This window comes from Mesorhizobium sp. P5_C1, assembly GCF_054049815.1.
The window spans coordinates 1-17,038 of record NZ_JBFULQ010000084.1 but is presented as its reverse complement, the minus strand read 5'-3'; the positions used below and the strand labels follow the sequence as shown (position 1 = coordinate 17,038).

Below are 17,038 nucleotides of genomic sequence, written 5' to 3'. Positions count from 1 at the left end.
GCATTGTGCATCGCCAGCCGGTTTTCCGGCTTAGACAGGATGGTCTCCACCTCCGGCGGCTCCTTGCCGAGCAGGGCGATCTCCAGCACATCTTCGCAAAGCGCAAACGACATCGTGCGCATGATCTCGGTCAGCGCGGCGCGGGCAAACAGCGAACGCGGCGAGGCGTGCACCAGCATCGCAGGTTTCTCGACAGCGGCGTCGCGTGACACCAGCCAGTCGAGGGCGTTCTTCAGCCCCCCGGCACTCCATGGGCATATTCCGGACAGGAGACGATGACGCCGTCGGCTTGAGTGACTGCGTCGATCAGTTCGGATGCCGCGAGCGGCGTCCGCTCGCCCTCATCGTCGGGATTGAAGATCGGCAGACGACCAAGCCGGTCATAGACTGTGACCCGACAGCCGGGCGAAGCATTCCGCGCCAGGGCCGCGACCAGCGCGGAATTGGTGGAGGCCGCCCGCAGGCTGCCGGAAATGGCAAGGAAGTTCAGCAAGGATTGGAACCAGTCAGGACGAATCGTCGTCCCGAAAGCCTACCACATGGTCTGCTTGTAGGCGTCGTCCAGCCAGCGGTCGGTCGCCTCGGCCGAATCGGCCACCGCCAGCTGGTCGTGTAGAATCTGTCCGAGCGTTGGCAGTGTCGCGCGATCGTACCAGGTTTCCGGCTTCCACAGATCCGAGCGCATGAAGGCCTTGGCGCAATGCATGTAGGCGGCCTTGACGGAGACCACGACGACGCTTTGCGGTTGCTTGCCGTCAACGGCGAGCTGTTCGCGCAAGGTCGCGTCGACGGTGATGCGCGCGTCGCCGTTGACGCGCAGCGTCTCGTTCATGCCGGGAATGAGGAACAGCAGCCCGACCGACGGGTTGAGGAGGATGTTTTCCAGCGTGTCCAGCCGGTTGTTGCCGGGCCGGTCGGGGATGGCGATGGTCCTGTCGTCGAGAACGGCGGCGAAGCCGGGCCTGTCGCCCTTCGGCGTCACATCGGCATTGCCGGCGCCATCGGACGAGCCAATCAGCACGAAGGGGCTCTTGCCGATGAAGGAGCGGCAATGGCCGTCGAGCGTCTTCAATTCCTTGCGGATCGAGCCATCGGTCGGTCGCGGCGTCTTGTAGATCGTCCTCAGTTCATCGCGCGTGGTGACGAATTCCATGGCCCTCTCCCCAGAGCTTTGTTTGACGCAATTGCCTGAGGGAAAGCGCTATGCGCTTTTCCTGGAATTGCGCTATTTGCCCGCCTTCTCTTCCTTCCCGGCCTTGTCCTCGAGCGAATGGCGCAGGATCAGCGGCATCTGGCTGAAGGTAAACAGAAGCGTGATCGGCATGATGCCCCAGACCTTGAAGGTAACCCAGGCGTCGGTGGAGAAATTCCGCCACACCACTTCATTGGCAAGGGCCAGGAACAGGAAGAACAGACCCCAGCGGAAGGTCAATTTCCTCCAGCCCTCGGCGTCGAGGCTGAAGGCCGAATCGAAGACATAGCCGAGCAGCGACTTGCCGAAGTAGAGGCCGCCGAGCAGCACGCCGCCGAACAGCGTGTTGACGATGGTCGGCTTCATCTTGATGAAGATGTCGTCCTGCAGATAGAGCGTCAGCGCGCCGAAGATGAAGACGACGACGCCGGACACCATCGGCATGATCGGCAAGGTGTGCATCAGCAGCCATGAGGCGATCAGCGCGATTGCCGTGGCGGCCATGAACAGGCCGGTGGCGACGAAGATCGGGCCGCCGAATTCGGCCAGGACAGGGAATTTCCCCACCAGCCACTCGCCGCGCGCATTGGCGAAGAAGAACACCATCAACGGCCCCAGCTCCAGCACCAGCTTGAGCAGCGGATTGACGCCTTCCTTCTTCTGCTTTTGCGGATCGGACGGATCGCGTTCGAGAATGGGTGGGTTCATAGGTTTTCTTTCTTACGCACAATCTGATCCAAAAAGCCTGCAACTTTTTGGGACATGCTTGTCAGGCAACTCCAGCGATCGCCCTGGCGAATTCGCTTGCCGAAAAAGGTTCGAGGTCGTCGACTTGTTCGCCGACGCCGATGAAATAGACCGGCAATTTGTGCTTTGCCGCGATCGCCACCAGAATACCGCCACGCGCCGTGCCGTCCAGCTTGGTCATCACCAGGCCGTTGACGCCGGCGATATTGCGGAAGATCTCGACCTGGTTGAGCGCGTTCTGGCCGGTGGTGGCGTCGACCGTCTGCAACACGGTGTGCGGGGCTTCCGGGTCTAGCTTGCCCAGCACGCGGACGATCTTTTCGAGCTCGGCCATCAGTTCGGTCTTGTTCTGCAGGCGGCCGGCGGTGTCGATGATCAGCACGTCGGAGCCGGCTTCCCTGGCCTTCTCGAAGGCGTCATAGGCCAGCCCCGCGGCGTCGGCGCCGAGCTTGGAGGCGATGACCGGCGATTTCGTCCGCTCGCCCCATATCTTCAATTGCTCGATCGCGGCGGCGCGGAACGTGTCGCCGGCAGCCAACATCACCGACAGGCCGCCATCGGTCAGCTTGGCCGCCAGCTTGCCGATGGTGGTGGTCTTGCCGGTGCCGTTGACGCCGACCACCAGGATGACATGCGGCTTGTGCGAGAGATCGAGCTCCAGCGGCATGGCGACGTGGGCCAGCACCTTTTCCACCTCGGCCGCCATGATGGCGCGAACCTCGGTGTCCGAGACATCCTTGCCGTAGCGGCTGGAAGCCAGCGCGTCGGTGACGCGCAGGGCGGTCTCCATGCCGAGGTCGGCGCGGATCAGCACGTCCTCCAGGTCCTGCAAGGTCTCTTCGTCCAGCTTGCGCTTGGTGAAGACGCCAGCGATGTTGCCGGTGAGTTCGCGCGACGAACGCGCAAGCCCGTCCCTCATACGCTGGAACCACGAGCGCCTCGGTGCCGGTTCCGGTGCCTTCTGCGGCTCGGCTTTCTGCTCGACCTTCTTGGTGACAGTCACCTTGCCGGGAGCTGGTTTTACCTCCCCCTCGATGGGGGAGGTCCCGAGCGCAGCTCGGGGGTGGGGGTGACCAGCGCCGGCGCTGCCATCCCGCCCCGCCGCTTCGCGGCGACCCTCCCCATCGAGGGGAGGGTGGGGCGCTGGCGCGGCTTGGATCTCCGGCGCGATCTCGGCGCGCACCGGTTGCTGCTCGATCGGAGCCGGCTGGCGAATGGGCGGCGAAATCTCGGCCGGAGGGATTTCGGGTGCCGGCGTTTCGGCCGGAGCCTCGACCGGTGGCGCCGGCACTTCAACAGGCACAGGCTCCGGCTGTATCTGCGGTTGCGGCGGGACGATTTCCGGCCGCTCTGGTTCGGGAATCGGCTCGGGCGCCACAGGCGCGGCCGGGATTTCCTCGGGCGCAGGCTCCTCGACGGGCGTTTCCGGTTCAACCGGCATAGGCTCTTCGACCGGGGCAGGCTCAGGCTGGATTTCCGGCTCGGGCGGAATGATCGGTGCCGGCTCGGGCGCCGGTTCCTCGACAGGCGCCGGTTCAGGCGCTGGAACTACCTCCGGCTCGACCGTCGGCGTCGGCGCAGTTTCCGCCTCGGGCTGCGGCTCATCGCGCTTCAGAAACTCCGGAACGACCTGTTCGGAGGCCGGCTTCAGCGCATCGAGTGCTTCCCATTTGATCGGCGGCAGCGGCGCGGTCTCGTCGACGCGCTCCTCGACCACTTCTTTCTTGCCGAACGAAAATATCTTCTTGAAAAAACCAGCCATGCTTTGCGTTTCTCAGGCGGCGCGGGCGGCAAGGGGCACGGCGATCAGCCTGGTACCATCGTGGCCGGTGATGTCAGCCTCGATGATCTCGCCCGGCACACCCGCGCCGAGCGCGGCAAGCGTAAAGCCTTCGGTGCGGCCAAGACCGTTGCGCTCGATCAGGATCGACTGGCGGGTTCCGGAAAGCGACGACAGATGGCGCCGATGCGCAGCTTCACCGGCGGCGCGCAGCCGGGCGGCGCGCTGCTTGACCAATTCGCGCCGCACCTGCGGCATGCGCGCGGCGGGCGTGCCTTCGCGGGGGCTGAACGGGAAGACATGGAGATGGGTCAGTCCGCATTCCTCGACGATCTTTTCCGAATTTTCGAACATGTCATCCGTTTCGGTCGGGAAACCGGCGATGATGTCGGCGCCGAAGACGATGCCGGGGCGCAGCTTGCGCACATCCTCGCAGAAGCGGATCGACTGATCGCGCAGATGCCGGCGCTTCATGCGCTTCAGGATCATGTCGTCGCCGGACTGCAGCGACAGATGCAAATGCGGCATCAGCCGCGGCTCGGTGGCGATGGCGTCGAGCAAATCGTCGTCGGCCTCGATCGAATCGATCGACGACAGCCTTAGGCGCTTCACATCGGGCACCTGCTTGAGGATGGTCTTCACAAGCTTGCCGAGCTTCGGGGCGCCCGGAAGGTCGGCGCCAAAACTGGTCATGTCGACGCCGGTCAGCACGATCTCGGCATAGCCATTGCCGGCGAGGCGCTTGACCTGCTCGACCACGGCGCCCATTGGCACCGAACGGGAATTGCCGCGGCCGTAAGGGATGATGCAGAAGGTGCAGCGGTGGTCGCAGCCATTCTGAACCTGGACGAAGGCGCGCGCCCTGCCCTCGATGGCGTCGACCATGTGGCCGGCAGTCTCGCGCACTGAAAAGATGTCGTTGACGCGTGCCTTCTCGGTGTCGTTGACACCGAAATCCGGCAGTGCGCGATAGGAGTTCGCCTTCAGCTTCTCCTCATTGCCAAGCACGAGGTCGACCTCGTCCATGGCGGTGAAATTCTGCGGTTCGGTCTGCGCGGCGCAGCCGGTGACGATGATGCGCGCTGCGGGATTGTCGCGGCGCGCCTTCCGGATCGCCTGCTTGGCCTGACGCACCGCCTCGCCGGTTACGGCGCAGGTGTTGAAGATCACGGCGCCGCCTTCCAGTGCGCCAAGGCCGGCGCTTTCCGCCTCGCGCCGCATAACCTCGGACTCATAGGTGTTCAGCCGGCAGCCGAAGGTGACGACATCGATACCCTGGGAGGCCATCAGGCCGCGCTTTCGGTGTCGCGGGCCCAGGCGCCGGTCGACGGATCGAAGCTGCCGGAAAACTCCCATTCGGCGGCACCCGTGAGGATGACGTGGTCATTTTCAAGCCATTCGACATGGAGCGAGCCGCCGCCTGGAGTCATCAGGCTGACGCTGCGGCCGGTCCGGTTGGTGCGGGCCGCCGCGACCACCGATGCGCATGCGGCGGAGCCGCAGGCCTTGGTCAGGCCGGCGCCGCGCTCCCAGGTGCGGATGACCATGGTGTCGTGCGAGGTGACCTCGGCGATGGTGATGTTGGCGCGTTCGGGAAACATCGGATGGTTCTCGAGCAGCGGCCCGAAGCGGTCGAGCTCATAGGACCAGACGTCGCGGTCGACCCAGAAGATGGCGTGCGGGTTGCCCATCGAGACGACCGAGGGCGAATGCAGAACCGGCGCGTCGATCGGGCCGATCTGCAGCTCGATCATGCGGGTGTCGTGGAATTCCTCGGCCAGCGGAATATCCTGCCAGCCGAAACGCGGTGTGCCCATGTCGACCGAGATCGACCCATCGGCATGTTCGCGCGCGTTGAGGATGCCGGCGATGGTCTCGAAGGTGAAATTCTTCTGGCCGGTCTCGGCGGCCAGCGCCTGGACGACGCAGCGCATGCCGTTGCCGCAGGCCTGCGCCTTGGAGCCGTCGGAATTCAAGATGTCGATGAAAAAGGCGGTGCCTGGCGTCCTGGCGTCGTGGATCGCCATGATCTGGTCGAACCTGGTCGCGGTATCGGCGTTCAGCGCGATTGCCGCGGCCGCTGTCACCCGATCGGCACGGCTACGCATATCGGCAACGATGATCTCGTTGCCGATGCCGTTCATCTTGGCGAAAGGGGCAGTGCTGGCCATTGCTCCGCGAATTCCGTGTCCGTTTGGCGCTATATGGCGGAAACGAGCAGGAATTACCAGTGCGCAGCAGGGCTACGTCACCGCGAAGATGCCGAGCACCACCAGCAGGAAGATGACCAGAACAATGCCGATGAGGATGCGCGCGCCGGTGGCAGCGGCTCCTGCCAGGGCCGGCATGCCGAGCAGGCTCGCCGCCGCGGCGACGATCAGCAGAATGATGATCCATTTGATCATGGAGAGGCTCCCAGCCAAATTGCGTTGGGGAAGCAACGCGTTCTAGCAATTTGGGTTCCTTGGCGGGCTGCTCGGCTAGATGGCTGGCACGTCCCAGACCTCGCCGGGCCGCAAGGCGCGAAAGTGCTGCCGCGGGATGCCTTGATCGTCGAGCGCCTCGGTCAATTTCCGGGCCGGCTCGTCGATCGGTTCGTCAGTGAGTTGGAAGGTGCCCCAGTGGCAGCCCGCGGCATAAGCGGCGTTGCACAGTTGCATGCCGTGCACGGCCTCTTCCGGATTCTGATGCTGCGGCGCCATGAACCAGCGCGGCTCATAGGCGCCGATCGGCAGGATGGCGAAACGGAAACCGCCATGCTTTTCAGCCATCAGCCGGTAGTTGATGCCATCGTGGAAGCCGGTGTCGCCGGCGAAATAGACGTTGCCATCCGGCGTCTCGATGACGAAGCCGGCCCACAGCGCCATGCGCCGGTCGCGGGCGCCACGCGCCGACCAGTGGTGCACCGGTTCGACATGGACGGCGACGCGGTCGCCTACCTCGACCCTGTCGCCCCAGTCATGCGCCGACAGCCGCATACCGGGAACTGCATCGCCAATCAGCGCATCGTTGCCGAGCGGGGTGATCACCAGCGGGTCGTGACTGGCCTTCAGCCGCTTCAGCGTGGCGAGGTCGAGATGGTCGTAATGGTTGTGACTGACCAGTACGAGGTCGATCGGCGGCAGGTCGGCGAAGGCGATGCCTGGCGGGTTGATCCGTTTCGGTCCGGCAAAGGAGAGTGGCGATACACGCGGCGACCAGACCGGATCGGTGAGGATGTTCAGGCCCGCGGTCTGGATCAGCAAGGTGGAATGACCGACCATGGTCACTTGCAGTGCTGCGCCTTCGATCCGTGTCGCCGGTTTTATCTGCAGAAAGGGGTTCGGTGTGGGCGTCGGCCATTTCGAGCGCTTGCCGCTGAACTGCCATTTCAGCAGGTCGGCGAAACGGCCGGGTGGCTGGCCGTCGGGATTGAAGAACAAGGTGCCGTCGAAATGATCGCTGGGCGGGCCGCTGTAGTAGCGGTTGGCGGCCCTCTTTCTCGCGGCCAATTTTGCAGCTCCAGCAGGTTTCGGTTTCCAAGAGATAGGACCAATGCCGGCCGGCGCAAGCATTTGGCTTGCCGGGCGCTTGGGCTGGGTACGGTGTGGCCAGATCCCGATGGCGGGACCGACAGCCGACCGGTGACGCCGGGATTGCGATAAATTTGCAACAAATTTTGCCGCAAACCGTATTTTAACCATATCGGGTTGAAATTTCGCCACCTTCTCCATCTTGGTGGGGGTGAGATTGTACGGACGGCGCCCCCCAGCCGAATCCGACGGAGGTTGGAATGATTTTTTCGAAAAGCGGCCTGGTGGCTGTATCGCTGGCGGCGCTCGTTGCGAGCGGCTGTTCGACCTCACGGTTCTCGTCGATGGACGACCAGCAGCCGGCACCGCTGCAGCCGGCACCGGCCGGCCAGGTGACCGCCAATCAGCTGCCGCCGCCGGCAGCACCGGGCGCCACCGACCCGTCGAAATTCCCGACCGCGCCTGGGAATACGCAGGTTGCGTCCTTGCCGCCGGACGGCTCGGCGCCCGCCGGTGCCGCGGACCTGACCGCGGCCAGCGTCGCCGGTGTCTGGAATGCCAGCGTTTCGGGCCAGAGCTGCAAGGTAGCGACCCCGCAGACCAAGTTCGGCGCCGGCTTCCGCGCCGGGCCGTTGCACTGCCCGGCACCGATCGACGGCATCAAGTCGTGGAATGTCGCCGGCAAGCAGCTGACGCTCTATGACGAAAATGGCGGCGCGCTGGCACGGCTCTATTCGTCGGGCGGATCGAAATTCGACGGCCAGACTTCCAACGGCCAGGCGATTTCGCTTACAAGGTAGGCGACCGCCCCTTATTTGTTCTTACGCAATTCCGGACGGAAAACGCTACACACCCTTCCTGGAATTGCTCGACAACGACGTGACCGATGCATCTGCGTGACGGCCTCCAGACCCATGCGACCGTCAGGCAGCGCTACGACCATCTGGTGGAAACCGGTGCGATCGAACGCGATCCGGCGCAGGAACGGATCGCCGCCGCGCTGGACCGGCTGACCGACGAGATTTCGGCCAAGCGGCTGGCGCACAAGTCCAGCGCGCTTGGCTGGCTTTTTGCCCGCAAGCGCGAGACACATGAGGCCGTCAAAGGCCTCTACATCCATGGCGGGGTCGGCCGCGGCAAGACCATGCTGATGGACATGTTCTTCGAATTGCTGCCGGTGCGGCGCAAGCGCCGCGTCCATTTCAACGACTTCATGGCCGATGTGCAGGACCGCATCCAGAAGCACCGGCAGGCGCGCAAGGATGGCTCGGTCAAGGAGGACGACCCGATTCCGCCGGTGGCCAAGGCGCTTGCCGAGCAGGCCTGGGTGCTGTGCTTCGACGAGTTCTCGGTCACCGACATTGCCGACGCGATGATCCTGTCGCGGCTGTTTTCGGCGCTGTTTGCCAGCGGCGTGGTGCTGGTCGCCACCTCGAACGTGGCGCCGGAGAATCTCTATGGTGACGGCCTGAACCGCCAGCTTTTCCTGCCTTTCATCGGTATCCTGGAGCGGCATGCGCGGGTGCTGTCGCTCGACGCCGACAAGGACTACCGGCTGGAAAAGCTCGTCCGCACGCCGGTCTATGTCACGCCGGCCGATGCGACGGCCGACGAGATGCTCGACGAGGCCTGGCAAACCATGACGCGCGGCGTGCCGACGGCCGAGACCTCGCTGACCCTCAAGGGACGGCAGGTGGTGGTGCCCGCTGCCGCCGGCGACGCGGCGCGGTTTTCCTTCGCCGATCTCTGCGAAAAGCCGCTTGGCGCCCGCGATTTCCTGGCAATCGCCGGCCGCTTCTCGACCATCTTCATCGATCGCGTCCCGGTGCTCGGCGAAGGCAAGCGCAACGAGGCCAAGCGCTTCATCCTGTTGATCGACACGCTCTACGATCATCATGCGCGGCTGGTGGTCAGCGCCGCGGCCCCGCCGCCGCAGCTCTATCAAGCCAAACGCGGGGTCGAGGTCTTCGAGTTCGAACGCACGGCATCACGCCTGATCGAGATGCAAAGCCGCGACTGGCTGGAGGATTGGGCGGAACGGCGCAAGGCGAGGGCAGCGCCAGAGGCAGAGCAGGCACGGGCCTGAGATAGTTCTTCGGAAGGTCGCGATCCCTGCCCCTCCTCTGTCTCGCCGGCGCCAAAGATCTAAAGCGCATACAGATACATCACGAAATCTTCCGCCGGCCCATGCGGCTCTTTGCGCGACTCATAGAGCGCCCGGGCAGGCACATTGCCCGGCTCGGTGCCGACCCAGGCCTCCTCGCAGCCATGGTCACGGCCAATCGCAAACATCGCGTCGAGCATGTCTCGCGCGATGCCCTGGCGCTGGAAGGCCGGCGAAACGCCGACCTCGTCTATGTAGAGCTCGCTGACCTTGTCGGGGTGGCGGTGGATGATTGCGGCGCATTGCCCGACGACCACGTCGCCGGCGAGCGCCACGATCATGAAATGGCCAGGTTCGTGGAGATAGGCTGCCAGCCGATCCGGCATGACCGGCTCGTCGAAGACGTCCTCGGCGACCTGCATCACAAGGGCGTCATCGCCCGGAAATAGCCTTCGGGTTTCCATCTTCATTGTGTAAATTCCCTCAAGTCGGCTTACAAACTTTGACGTTTACGTAAATCCCAATCTATCTAACCGATTGAAAATGCTAGCTCCGAAATAATCGATTGAATTTATCTTGCACCAAGGCTATTTGGTGCGGCGAAAATCCGCGGGTTCCTCGCAGCATTCCGGCCTCTTCCTCGACGCCGCCAACCAAGTCGCCAAGGACTTGGGCGCCGTCACTGACAAAGGGAAAACATCCTGACATGGCACGCAACAAGATAGCGCTTATCGGCTCTGGCATGATCGGCGGCACGCTCGCCCACATGATCGGCCTCAAGGATCTCGGCGACGTGGTGCTGTTCGATATTGCCGAGGGTATCCCGCAAGGCAAGGGGCTGGATATCGCGCAGTCGTCGCCGGTCGATGGCTTCGACAGCCGTCTCACCGGCGTCAACGACTATGCCGGCATCGAGGGTGCCGACGTCTGCATCGTCACCGCCGGCGTGCCGCGCAAGCCGGGCATGAGCCGCGACGACCTGCTTGGCATCAATCTCAAAGTCATGGAACAGGTCGGCGCCGGCCTGAAGAAGTATGCGCCGAAGGCCTTCGTCATCTGCATCACCAACCCGCTCGACGCCATGGTCTGGGCGCTGCAGAAGTTCTCGGGCCTGCCCAAGAGCCATGTGGTCGGCATGGCCGGCGTGCTCGACAGTTCGCGCTTCCGCTATTTCCTGGCCGAGGAATTCAAGGTCTCGGTCGAGGACGTCACCGCCTTCGTGCTCGGCGGCCATGGCGATTCCATGGTGCCGATGATCCGCTATTCGACGGTTTCCGGCATCCCGCTGCCCGACCTGATCAAGATGGGCTGGACGTCGAAGGAAAAGCTCGACCAGATCGTCCAGCGCACCCGCGACGGCGGCGCCGAGATCGTCGGCCTGCTCAAGACCGGCTCGGCCTATTACGCGCCGGCCGCCTCGGCGATCTCGATGGCGGGAGCCTATCTCAAGGACAAGAAGCGCGTGCTGCCGTGCGCGGCGTATCTTTCCGGCCAGTATGGCGTCAAGAACACCTATGTCGGCGTGCCCGTGGTGATCGGCGCCGGCGGCGTCGAACGCATTATCGAGATCGACCTCAACAAGAGCGAGCAGAAGATGTTCGACGCTTCGGTGGCGACGGTGCAGGGCCTGACCGAGGCCTGCGTCAAGATCGCGCCGCAGCTCGCCTCGAAGTAACCCCCAGCAGTCGACCCGGAGACATCGAAGATGAACATCCATGAGTATCAGGGCAAGGCGCTGCTGAAGAGCTTTGGCGCGCCGGTGGCCGAAGGCGTGCCGGTGTTCAAGGCGAGCGAAGCGGAAGCCGCCGCCAAGGCGCTGCCCGGCCCGCTCTATGTGGTGAAGAGCCAGATCCATGCCGGCGGCCGCGGCAAGGGCAAGTTCAAGGAACTCGGCCCTGATGCCAAGGGTGGCGTCAGGCTGGCGAAGTCGGTGGCCGACGTGGTCGCCAACGCCAACGAAATGCTCGGGCATACGCTGGTGACCAAGCAGACCGGTCCGGCCGGCAAGCAGGTCAACCGCCTCTATATCGAAGACGGCGCCGACATCGATCGCGAACTCTATCTGTCGATCCTGGTCGACCGCTCGGTCGGCCGCGTTGCCTTCGTCGTCTCGACCGAAGGCGGCATGGACATCGAGGCGGTCGCGCACGACACGCCGGAAAAGATCATCACCGTCGCCATCGACCCGGAAAAGGGCGTCACAGCGGCCGATCTAAAGGCGCTCAACGGCGCGCTGAAGCTCGACGGCGACGCCGGCCGGGATGGCGATACGCTGTTCCCGATCCTCTACGAGGCCTTTGTCGAGAAGGACATGAGCCTGCTCGAGGTCAACCCGCTGATCGTCATGAAGAATGGCCGGCTGCGCGTGCTCGACGCAAAAGTGTCGTTCGACAACAACGCGCTGTTCCGCCATCCCGACGTGCTCGAACTGCGCGACACCACCGAAGAGGACGAGAAGGAGATCGAGGCGTCGAAATACGACCTCGCCTATGTCGCGCTCGACGGCAATATCGGCTGCATGGTCAACGGCGCCGGCCTCGCCATGGCGACGATGGACATCATCAAGCTCTATGGCGCCGAACCGGCCAACTTCCTCGATGTCGGCGGCGGTGCGTCGAAGGAGAAGGTGACGGCGGCGTTCAAGATCATCACCAAGGATCCGGCGGTCAAGGGCATCCTGATCAACATCTTTGGCGGCATCATGAAGTGCGACATCATCGCCGAGGGCGTGATTGCCGCGGTCAAGGAAGTCGGCCTGGAAGTGCCGCTGGTGGTGCGCCTSGAAGGCACCAATGCCGAGCTCGGCAAGAAGATCATCAACGACAGCGGCCTCAACGTGGTGTCGGCAGATGATCTCGACGACGCGGCCAAGAAGATCGTGGCGGCGGTGAAGGGCTGATCCGGTGCCTCCGCGCAAGATAAACCTGGTCGAGGCGGCGGATCAAAAGATCAACAAGGTCTTCGATCCGCATATTGCCGGCGACGTCAACGACAGCCAGGCGAAAGTCGCCAAGTTCGGCGAGGTCTTCGACTGGCACGCGCATGACAATGAGGATGAAGCCTTCCTCGTGCTACGCGGCCGCATTGCCATCGATTTCCGCGACGGTCCGGTCGAGCTCGGCGAGGGCGACTTCATGGTCGTGCCGCGCGGCGTCGAGCACCGGCCGCGTTCGCTCAGCAAGGAACCGGTGGTGCTGATGTTCGAGCCGGCGACGACGCTCAACACGGGCAACGCCAAGAGCGACCTCACCGTCGCCGACCTGAAGCGGCTCTGACCATGAACGCGGCCTCCTTCTCTTCGCTCTCGTCCGACCACCAGCGCCTGCAAGCGCTGGTCGGCACTTGGCGTGGCGAGGAAGATGTGGCGGCCACGCAATGGACAGATGCCGCCACAGCGACGGCCGAAGCAGTTGCCGTGGCTGAATTTGGCGGCCTGTTCGTGGTGCAGCGCTATCGCCAGCGCCGCGACGGCACGGTGTCGTTCGGCGCGCACAGCGTGTTCGGCTTCGACCAGCAAAGCAGCGTCGTAACCATGCATCAATTCGACTCGATGGGCTTTGTGCCGACCGCACCGGCAACAGGCACCTGGGATGGCAATACGCTGACGCTGCTACGCTCGTCGCCGCGCGGGTCAGCCCGGGTGACCTACGATTTCGACAGCAATGACAGTTACCGCATGCGACTGCAGTTCCAACCGGCCGGCAGCGATGTCTGGCAAGACATGGTGAGCGGCGTCTACAGCCGTGTCTCACCTTCCTCGATCAACGATTTCTAAGAAAAAGGGCCACCATGTCCATTCTCGTCGACAAGAACACCAGGGTGCTGGTGCAAGGCCTGACCGGCAAGACCGGTACGTTCCACACAGAACAGGCGCTGGCCTATCACGGCACCAAGATGGTCGGCGGTATCCATCCCAAGAAGGGTGGCGAGACCTGGACCGGCTCGAAGGGCGAGAGCCTGCCGATCTTCGCCACCGTCGCCGAGGGCAAGGAAAAGACCGGCGCCAACGCTTCGGTCGTCTATGTGCCGCCGGCGGGCGCCGCCGAAGCGATCCTGGAAGCGATCGAGGCCGAGATCCCGCTGATCATCTGCATCACCGAAGGCATCCCAGTGATGGACATGATCAAGGTCAAGGCGCGGCTCGACCGTTCGACCTCGCGGCTGATCGGCCCGAACTGCCCGGGCGTGCTCACCCCCAACGAATGCAAGATCGGCATCATGCCGGGAAACATCTTCCGCAAGGGCTCGGTTGGCGTTGTTTCGCGCTCGGGAACACTTACCTATGAGGCTGTGTTCCAGACCACCAATGTCGGCCTCGGCCAGACCACCGCCGTCGGCATTGGCGGCGACCCTGTCAAGGGCACCGAATTCATCGACGTGCTCGAGATGTTCCTCGCCGATGACGAGACCAAGTCGATCATCATGATCGGCGAGATCGGCGGTTCGGCCGAGGAAGACGCCGCGCAGTTCCTCAAGGACGAAGCCAAGCGTGGCCGCAAGAAGCCGATGGCCGGCTTCATCGCCGGGCGCACGGCGCCGGCCGGCCGCACCATGGGTCATGCGGGCGCGGTGATCTCCGGCGGCAAGGGCGGCGCCGAGGACAAGATCGCGGCGATGGAATCGGCCGGGATAAGAGTTTCGCCCTCGCCGGCGCGGCTGGGCACGACGCTGGTCGAGGCGATCAAGGGTTAAGTGAGTAGCGAGTAGTGAATAGCGAATAGGAAACGGAGTAACGGCGCGACCTGGGGAAAATCCCTACTCGCTATTCGCTACTCACTATTCGCTCTGACAAGGAGACGAAGCCAAGGCTTCGATAGAGACATGGCAAGACAAGATCAGGCCAACGACCAATTTTCGCTCACCTCTTTCCTCTATGGCGGCAACGCCGACTATATCGACGCGCTCTACGCCGCCTATGAGGACGATCCAGCTTCGGTCAATCCCGAATGGCAGGAGTTCTTCGCCGGGCTGAAGGACGACGCGGGCGATGTGCGCAAGAACGCCAAGGGCGCCTCCTGGGCCAAGCCCTCCTGGCCGCTGCAGGCCAATGGCGAACTGGTGTCGGCGCTCGACGGCAACTGGGGCATCGTCGAGAAGCACCTGGAAAAGAAGGTCAAGGACAAGGCGGTCACCAACGGCATCATCCTTTCCGACGCCGATGTGCACCAGGCGACGCGCGATTCGGTGCGCGCCATCATGATGATCCGCGCCTACCGCATGCGCGGCCATCTGCACGCCAATCTCGACCCGCTCGGCATCGCCAAGCCGCTCGAGGACTACAACGAATTGTCGCCAGAGAATTACGGCTTCACCGCCGCCGACTACGACCGGCCGATCTTCCTCGACAATGTGCTCGGGCTCGAATTCGGCACCATCCGGCAGATGCTGGAGATCCTGACGCGCACCTATTGCTCGACGCTGGGCGTCGAGTTCATGCATATTTCCGATCCGGAGGAAAAGGCCTGGATCCAGGCGCGCATCGAGGGCGCCGACAAGGAGATTTCCTTCACCGCCACCGGCAAGAAGGCGATCCTGCAGAAGCTGGTCGAGGCCGAAGGCTTCGAGCAGTTCATCGACGTCAAGTACAAGGGCACCAAGCGCTTCGGCCTCGATGGCAGTGAATCGCTGATCCCGGCGCTGGAGCAGATCGTCAAGCGCGGCGGCCAGCTCGGCATGAAGGAGATCGTGCTCGGCATGGCGCATCGCGGCCGGCTGAACGTGCTCTCCCAGGTGATGGCCAAGCCGCATCGCGCCATCTTCCACGAGTTCAAGGGCGGTTCGGCCGCCCCCGACGAGGTCGAGGGCTCGGGCGACGTCAAGTACCATCTCGGCGCCTCGTCGGACCGCGAGTTCGACGGCAACAAGGTGCATCTGTCCTTGACCGCCAATCCCTCGCACCTGGAAATCGTCGATCCGGTGGTGATGGGCAAGGCGCGCGCCAAGCAGGACTATCTGTTCGGCCGCAGCCGCGAGGAAATCGTGCCGCTGGAAGAGCGCGCCAAGGTGCTGCCGCTGCTGCTGCATGGCGATGCCGCCTTCGCCGGCCAGGGCGTGATCGCCGAAATCCTCGGCCTGTCGGGCCTGCGCGGCCATCGCGTTGCCGGCACGCTGCATTTCATCATCAACAACCAGATCGGCTTCACTACCAATCCGCGTTTCTCGCGCTCGTCGCCCTATCCATCTGATGTGGCCAAGATGATCGAAGCGCCGATCTTCCACGTCAATGGCGATGATCCGGAAGCCGTGGTGCATGCCACCAAGGTGGCGATCGAATTCCGCATGAAGTTCCACAAGCCGGTCGTGGTCGACATGTTCTGCTACCGCCGCTTCGGCCACAATGAGGGCGACGAACCGGCCTTCACCCAGCCGATCATGTACCGCAACATCCGCACCCACAAGACGACGGTGCAGATCTATGGCGACCGGCTGATCGCCGAGGGCCACATCACCCAGGCCGAACTCGACCAGCTGAAGGCCGACTGGCGGGCGCATCTGGAATCCGAGTGGGAAGTCGGCCAGAGCTACAAGCCCAACAAGGCCGACTGGCTGGACGGCGCCTGGTCGGGCCTGCGCACGGCCGACAACCAGGACGAACAGCGGCGCGGCAAGACCGCTGTGCCGGTCAAGACGCTGAAGGAAATCGGCAAGAAGCTGACCGAGGTGCCGAAGGATTTCGAGGCGCACAAGACGATCATCCGCTTCCTCGAGAACCGCCGCCAGGCGATCGACTCCGGCGAAGGCATCGACTGGTCGACGGCCGAGGCGCTGGCCTTCGGCGCCATCCTGCTCGACGGCAATCCGATCCGCCTCTCGGGTCAGGATTCCGAACGCGGCACCTTCTCGCAGCGGCATTCCGTGCTCTACGACCAGCGCGACGAGACCCGCTACATCCCGCTCAACAATCTGTCGGCGGCGCAGGCCGGCTACGAAGTCATCAACTCGATGTTGTCGGAAGAGGCGGTGCTGGGCTTCGAATATGGCTACAGCCTGGCCGAACCGAAGGCGCTGACCTTGTGGGAGGCGCAGTTCGGCGATTTCGCCAACGGCGCCCAGGTGGTGTTCGACCAGTTCATCTCGTCGGGCGAGCGCAAGTGGCTCCGAATGTCGGGCCTCGTCTGCCTCTTGCCGCATGGCTACGAAGGCCAGGGACCGGAGCATTCCTCGGCCCGGCTCGAGCGCTTCCTGCAGCTTTGCGCCGAAGACAACATGCAAGTGGCGAACTGCACGACGCCGGCTAACTATTTCCACATCCTGCGCCGGCAGTTGAAGCGCGACTTCCGCAAGCCGCTGATCCTGATGACGCCGAAGTCGCTGCTGCGCCACAAGCGGGCGGTGTCGACGCTGCCGGAAATCTCGGGAGAAAGCTCGTTCCACCGGCTGTTGTGGGACGATGCCCAGCTGCTTCCCAACCAGGCGATCAAGCTCACCAAGGATTCGAAGATCCGCCGCGTCGTGCTGTGCTCGGGCAAGGTCTATTACGACCTCTACGAGGAGCGCGAGAAGCGCGGCATCAACGACATCTACCTGCTGCGCGTCGAACAGCTCTATCCGTTCCCGGCCAAGGCGCTGATTACGGAACTGTCGCGTTTCCGCAATGCGGAGATGGTGTGGTGCCAGGAAGAGCCCAAGAACATGGGCGCCTGGTCGTTCATCGACCCGTATCTGGAATGGGTGCTGGCGCATATCGATGCCAAGCATCAGCG

Annotated in this window: 17 protein-coding genes and 1 pseudogene; 8 read left to right on the top strand and 10 right to left on the bottom strand. The window is 63.6% G+C overall.

Features of this window, described 5'->3' with window-relative positions; all coding sequences use genetic code 11:
* The 9 genes and pseudogenes from ACXJ7R_RS09820 to ACXJ7R_RS09780 form a co-directional block, all read right to left on the bottom strand.
* Positions 1 to 212 (bottom strand): annotated as a pseudogene (locus tag ACXJ7R_RS09820) (NADPH-dependent FMN reductase); the annotation flags it as partial.
* Between the two features lie 20 nt (positions 213 to 232).
* Positions 233 to 493: an NADPH-dependent FMN reductase gene (locus tag ACXJ7R_RS09815; protein WP_457151663.1), complete on the bottom strand. Its 261-nt coding sequence runs from the start codon at positions 491 to 493 to the stop codon at positions 233 to 235.
* 39 nt (positions 494 to 532) lie between these two features.
* On the bottom strand, positions 533 to 1,153 hold the full coding sequence (locus ACXJ7R_RS09810; protein WP_457151662.1) for a pyridoxamine 5'-phosphate oxidase family protein: 621 nt from the start codon (positions 1,151 to 1,153) through the stop codon (positions 533 to 535).
* Positions 1,154 to 1,225: 72 nt separating this feature from the next.
* On the bottom strand, positions 1,226 to 1,900 hold the full coding sequence (locus tag ACXJ7R_RS09805; RefSeq protein WP_095084002.1) for a septation protein A: 675 nt from the start codon (positions 1,898 to 1,900) through the stop codon (positions 1,226 to 1,228).
* Positions 1,901 to 1,961: 61 nt separating this feature from the next.
* Positions 1,962 to 3,701 carry a signal recognition particle-docking protein FtsY gene (ftsY, locus tag ACXJ7R_RS09800; RefSeq protein WP_457151661.1) on the bottom strand — a complete coding sequence of 580 codons (1,740 nt, stop codon included), beginning with the start codon at positions 3,699 to 3,701 and terminating at the stop codon, positions 1,962 to 1,964.
* 12 nt (positions 3,702 to 3,713) lie between these two features.
* Positions 3,714 to 5,006 (bottom strand): tRNA (N(6)-L-threonylcarbamoyladenosine(37)-C(2))-methylthiotransferase MtaB, encoded by a 1,293-nt coding sequence (gene mtaB, locus ACXJ7R_RS09795; RefSeq protein WP_457151660.1) that lies wholly within the window; start codon positions 5,004 to 5,006, stop codon positions 3,714 to 3,716.
* Positions 5,006 to 5,890: a diaminopimelate epimerase gene (gene dapF, locus ACXJ7R_RS09790; protein ID WP_457151659.1), complete on the bottom strand. Its 885-nt coding sequence runs from the start codon at positions 5,888 to 5,890 to the stop codon at positions 5,006 to 5,008. Before dapF ends, mtaB begins: the two co-directional genes overlap by 1 nt.
* Before the next feature lie 72 nt (positions 5,891 to 5,962).
* Positions 5,963 to 6,124, bottom strand: a complete 162-nt coding sequence (locus ACXJ7R_RS09785) for a DUF1328 family protein (RefSeq protein ID WP_010912345.1) — start codon at positions 6,122 to 6,124, stop codon at positions 5,963 to 5,965.
* 75 nt (positions 6,125 to 6,199) lie between these two features.
* Positions 6,200 to 7,210 (bottom strand): MBL fold metallo-hydrolase, encoded by a 1,011-nt coding sequence (locus ACXJ7R_RS09780; protein ID WP_457151658.1) that lies wholly within the window; start codon positions 7,208 to 7,210, stop codon positions 6,200 to 6,202.
* Between the two features lie 281 nt (positions 7,211 to 7,491).
* On the opposite strand from ACXJ7R_RS09780, the gene ACXJ7R_RS09775 reads away from it, so the two are divergent.
* Both ACXJ7R_RS09775 and zapE read left to right on the top strand, forming a co-directional pair.
* Complete coding sequence (locus ACXJ7R_RS09775) at positions 7,492 to 8,031, top strand: protease inhibitor Inh/omp19 family protein (protein ID WP_184872609.1); 540 nt, start codon at positions 7,492 to 7,494, stop codon at positions 8,029 to 8,031.
* An 86-nt stretch (positions 8,032 to 8,117) separates the two neighbouring features.
* Complete coding sequence (gene zapE / locus ACXJ7R_RS09770) at positions 8,118 to 9,317, top strand: cell division protein ZapE (protein ID WP_457151657.1); 1,200 nt, start codon at positions 8,118 to 8,120, stop codon at positions 9,315 to 9,317.
* A 59-nt stretch (positions 9,318 to 9,376) separates the two neighbouring features.
* On the opposite strand, the gene ACXJ7R_RS09765 is transcribed toward zapE, so the two are convergent.
* A complete protein-coding gene (locus ACXJ7R_RS09765) occupies positions 9,377 to 9,805 on the bottom strand; it encodes a GNAT family N-acetyltransferase (protein WP_457151656.1) in 429 nt (142 codons plus the stop codon).
* Positions 9,806 to 10,041: 236 nt separating this feature from the next.
* Here ACXJ7R_RS09765 and mdh point away from each other — a divergent pair, with 236 nt between their 5' ends.
* The 6 genes from mdh to ACXJ7R_RS09735 all read left to right on the top strand — a co-directional run.
* Entirely contained in the window at positions 10,042 to 11,010 is a 969-nt protein-coding gene (mdh, locus tag ACXJ7R_RS09760) for a malate dehydrogenase (protein ID WP_457151655.1), read from the top strand.
* A 30-nt stretch (positions 11,011 to 11,040) separates the two neighbouring features.
* Positions 11,041 to 12,234: an ADP-forming succinate--CoA ligase subunit beta gene (gene sucC / locus ACXJ7R_RS09755; RefSeq protein ID WP_457151654.1), complete on the top strand. Its 1,194-nt coding sequence runs from the start codon at positions 11,041 to 11,043 to the stop codon at positions 12,232 to 12,234.
* A 4-nt stretch (positions 12,235 to 12,238) separates the two neighbouring features.
* Positions 12,239 to 12,610, top strand: a complete 372-nt coding sequence (locus tag ACXJ7R_RS09750) for a cupin domain-containing protein (RefSeq protein ID WP_457151653.1) — start codon at positions 12,239 to 12,241, stop codon at positions 12,608 to 12,610.
* A gap of 2 nt (positions 12,611 to 12,612) precedes the next feature.
* Complete coding sequence (locus ACXJ7R_RS09745; RefSeq protein WP_457151652.1) at positions 12,613 to 13,110, top strand: DUF1579 family protein; 498 nt, start codon at positions 12,613 to 12,615, stop codon at positions 13,108 to 13,110.
* Between the two features lie 14 nt (positions 13,111 to 13,124).
* Positions 13,125 to 14,027, top strand: a complete 903-nt coding sequence (gene sucD / locus ACXJ7R_RS09740) for a succinate--CoA ligase subunit alpha (protein WP_457151651.1) — start codon at positions 13,125 to 13,127, stop codon at positions 14,025 to 14,027.
* Positions 14,028 to 14,156: 129 nt separating this feature from the next.
* The coding region (locus ACXJ7R_RS09735) for a 2-oxoglutarate dehydrogenase E1 component (RefSeq protein ID WP_457151650.1) at positions 14,157 to 17,038 on the top strand (2,882 nt) is incomplete at its 3' end.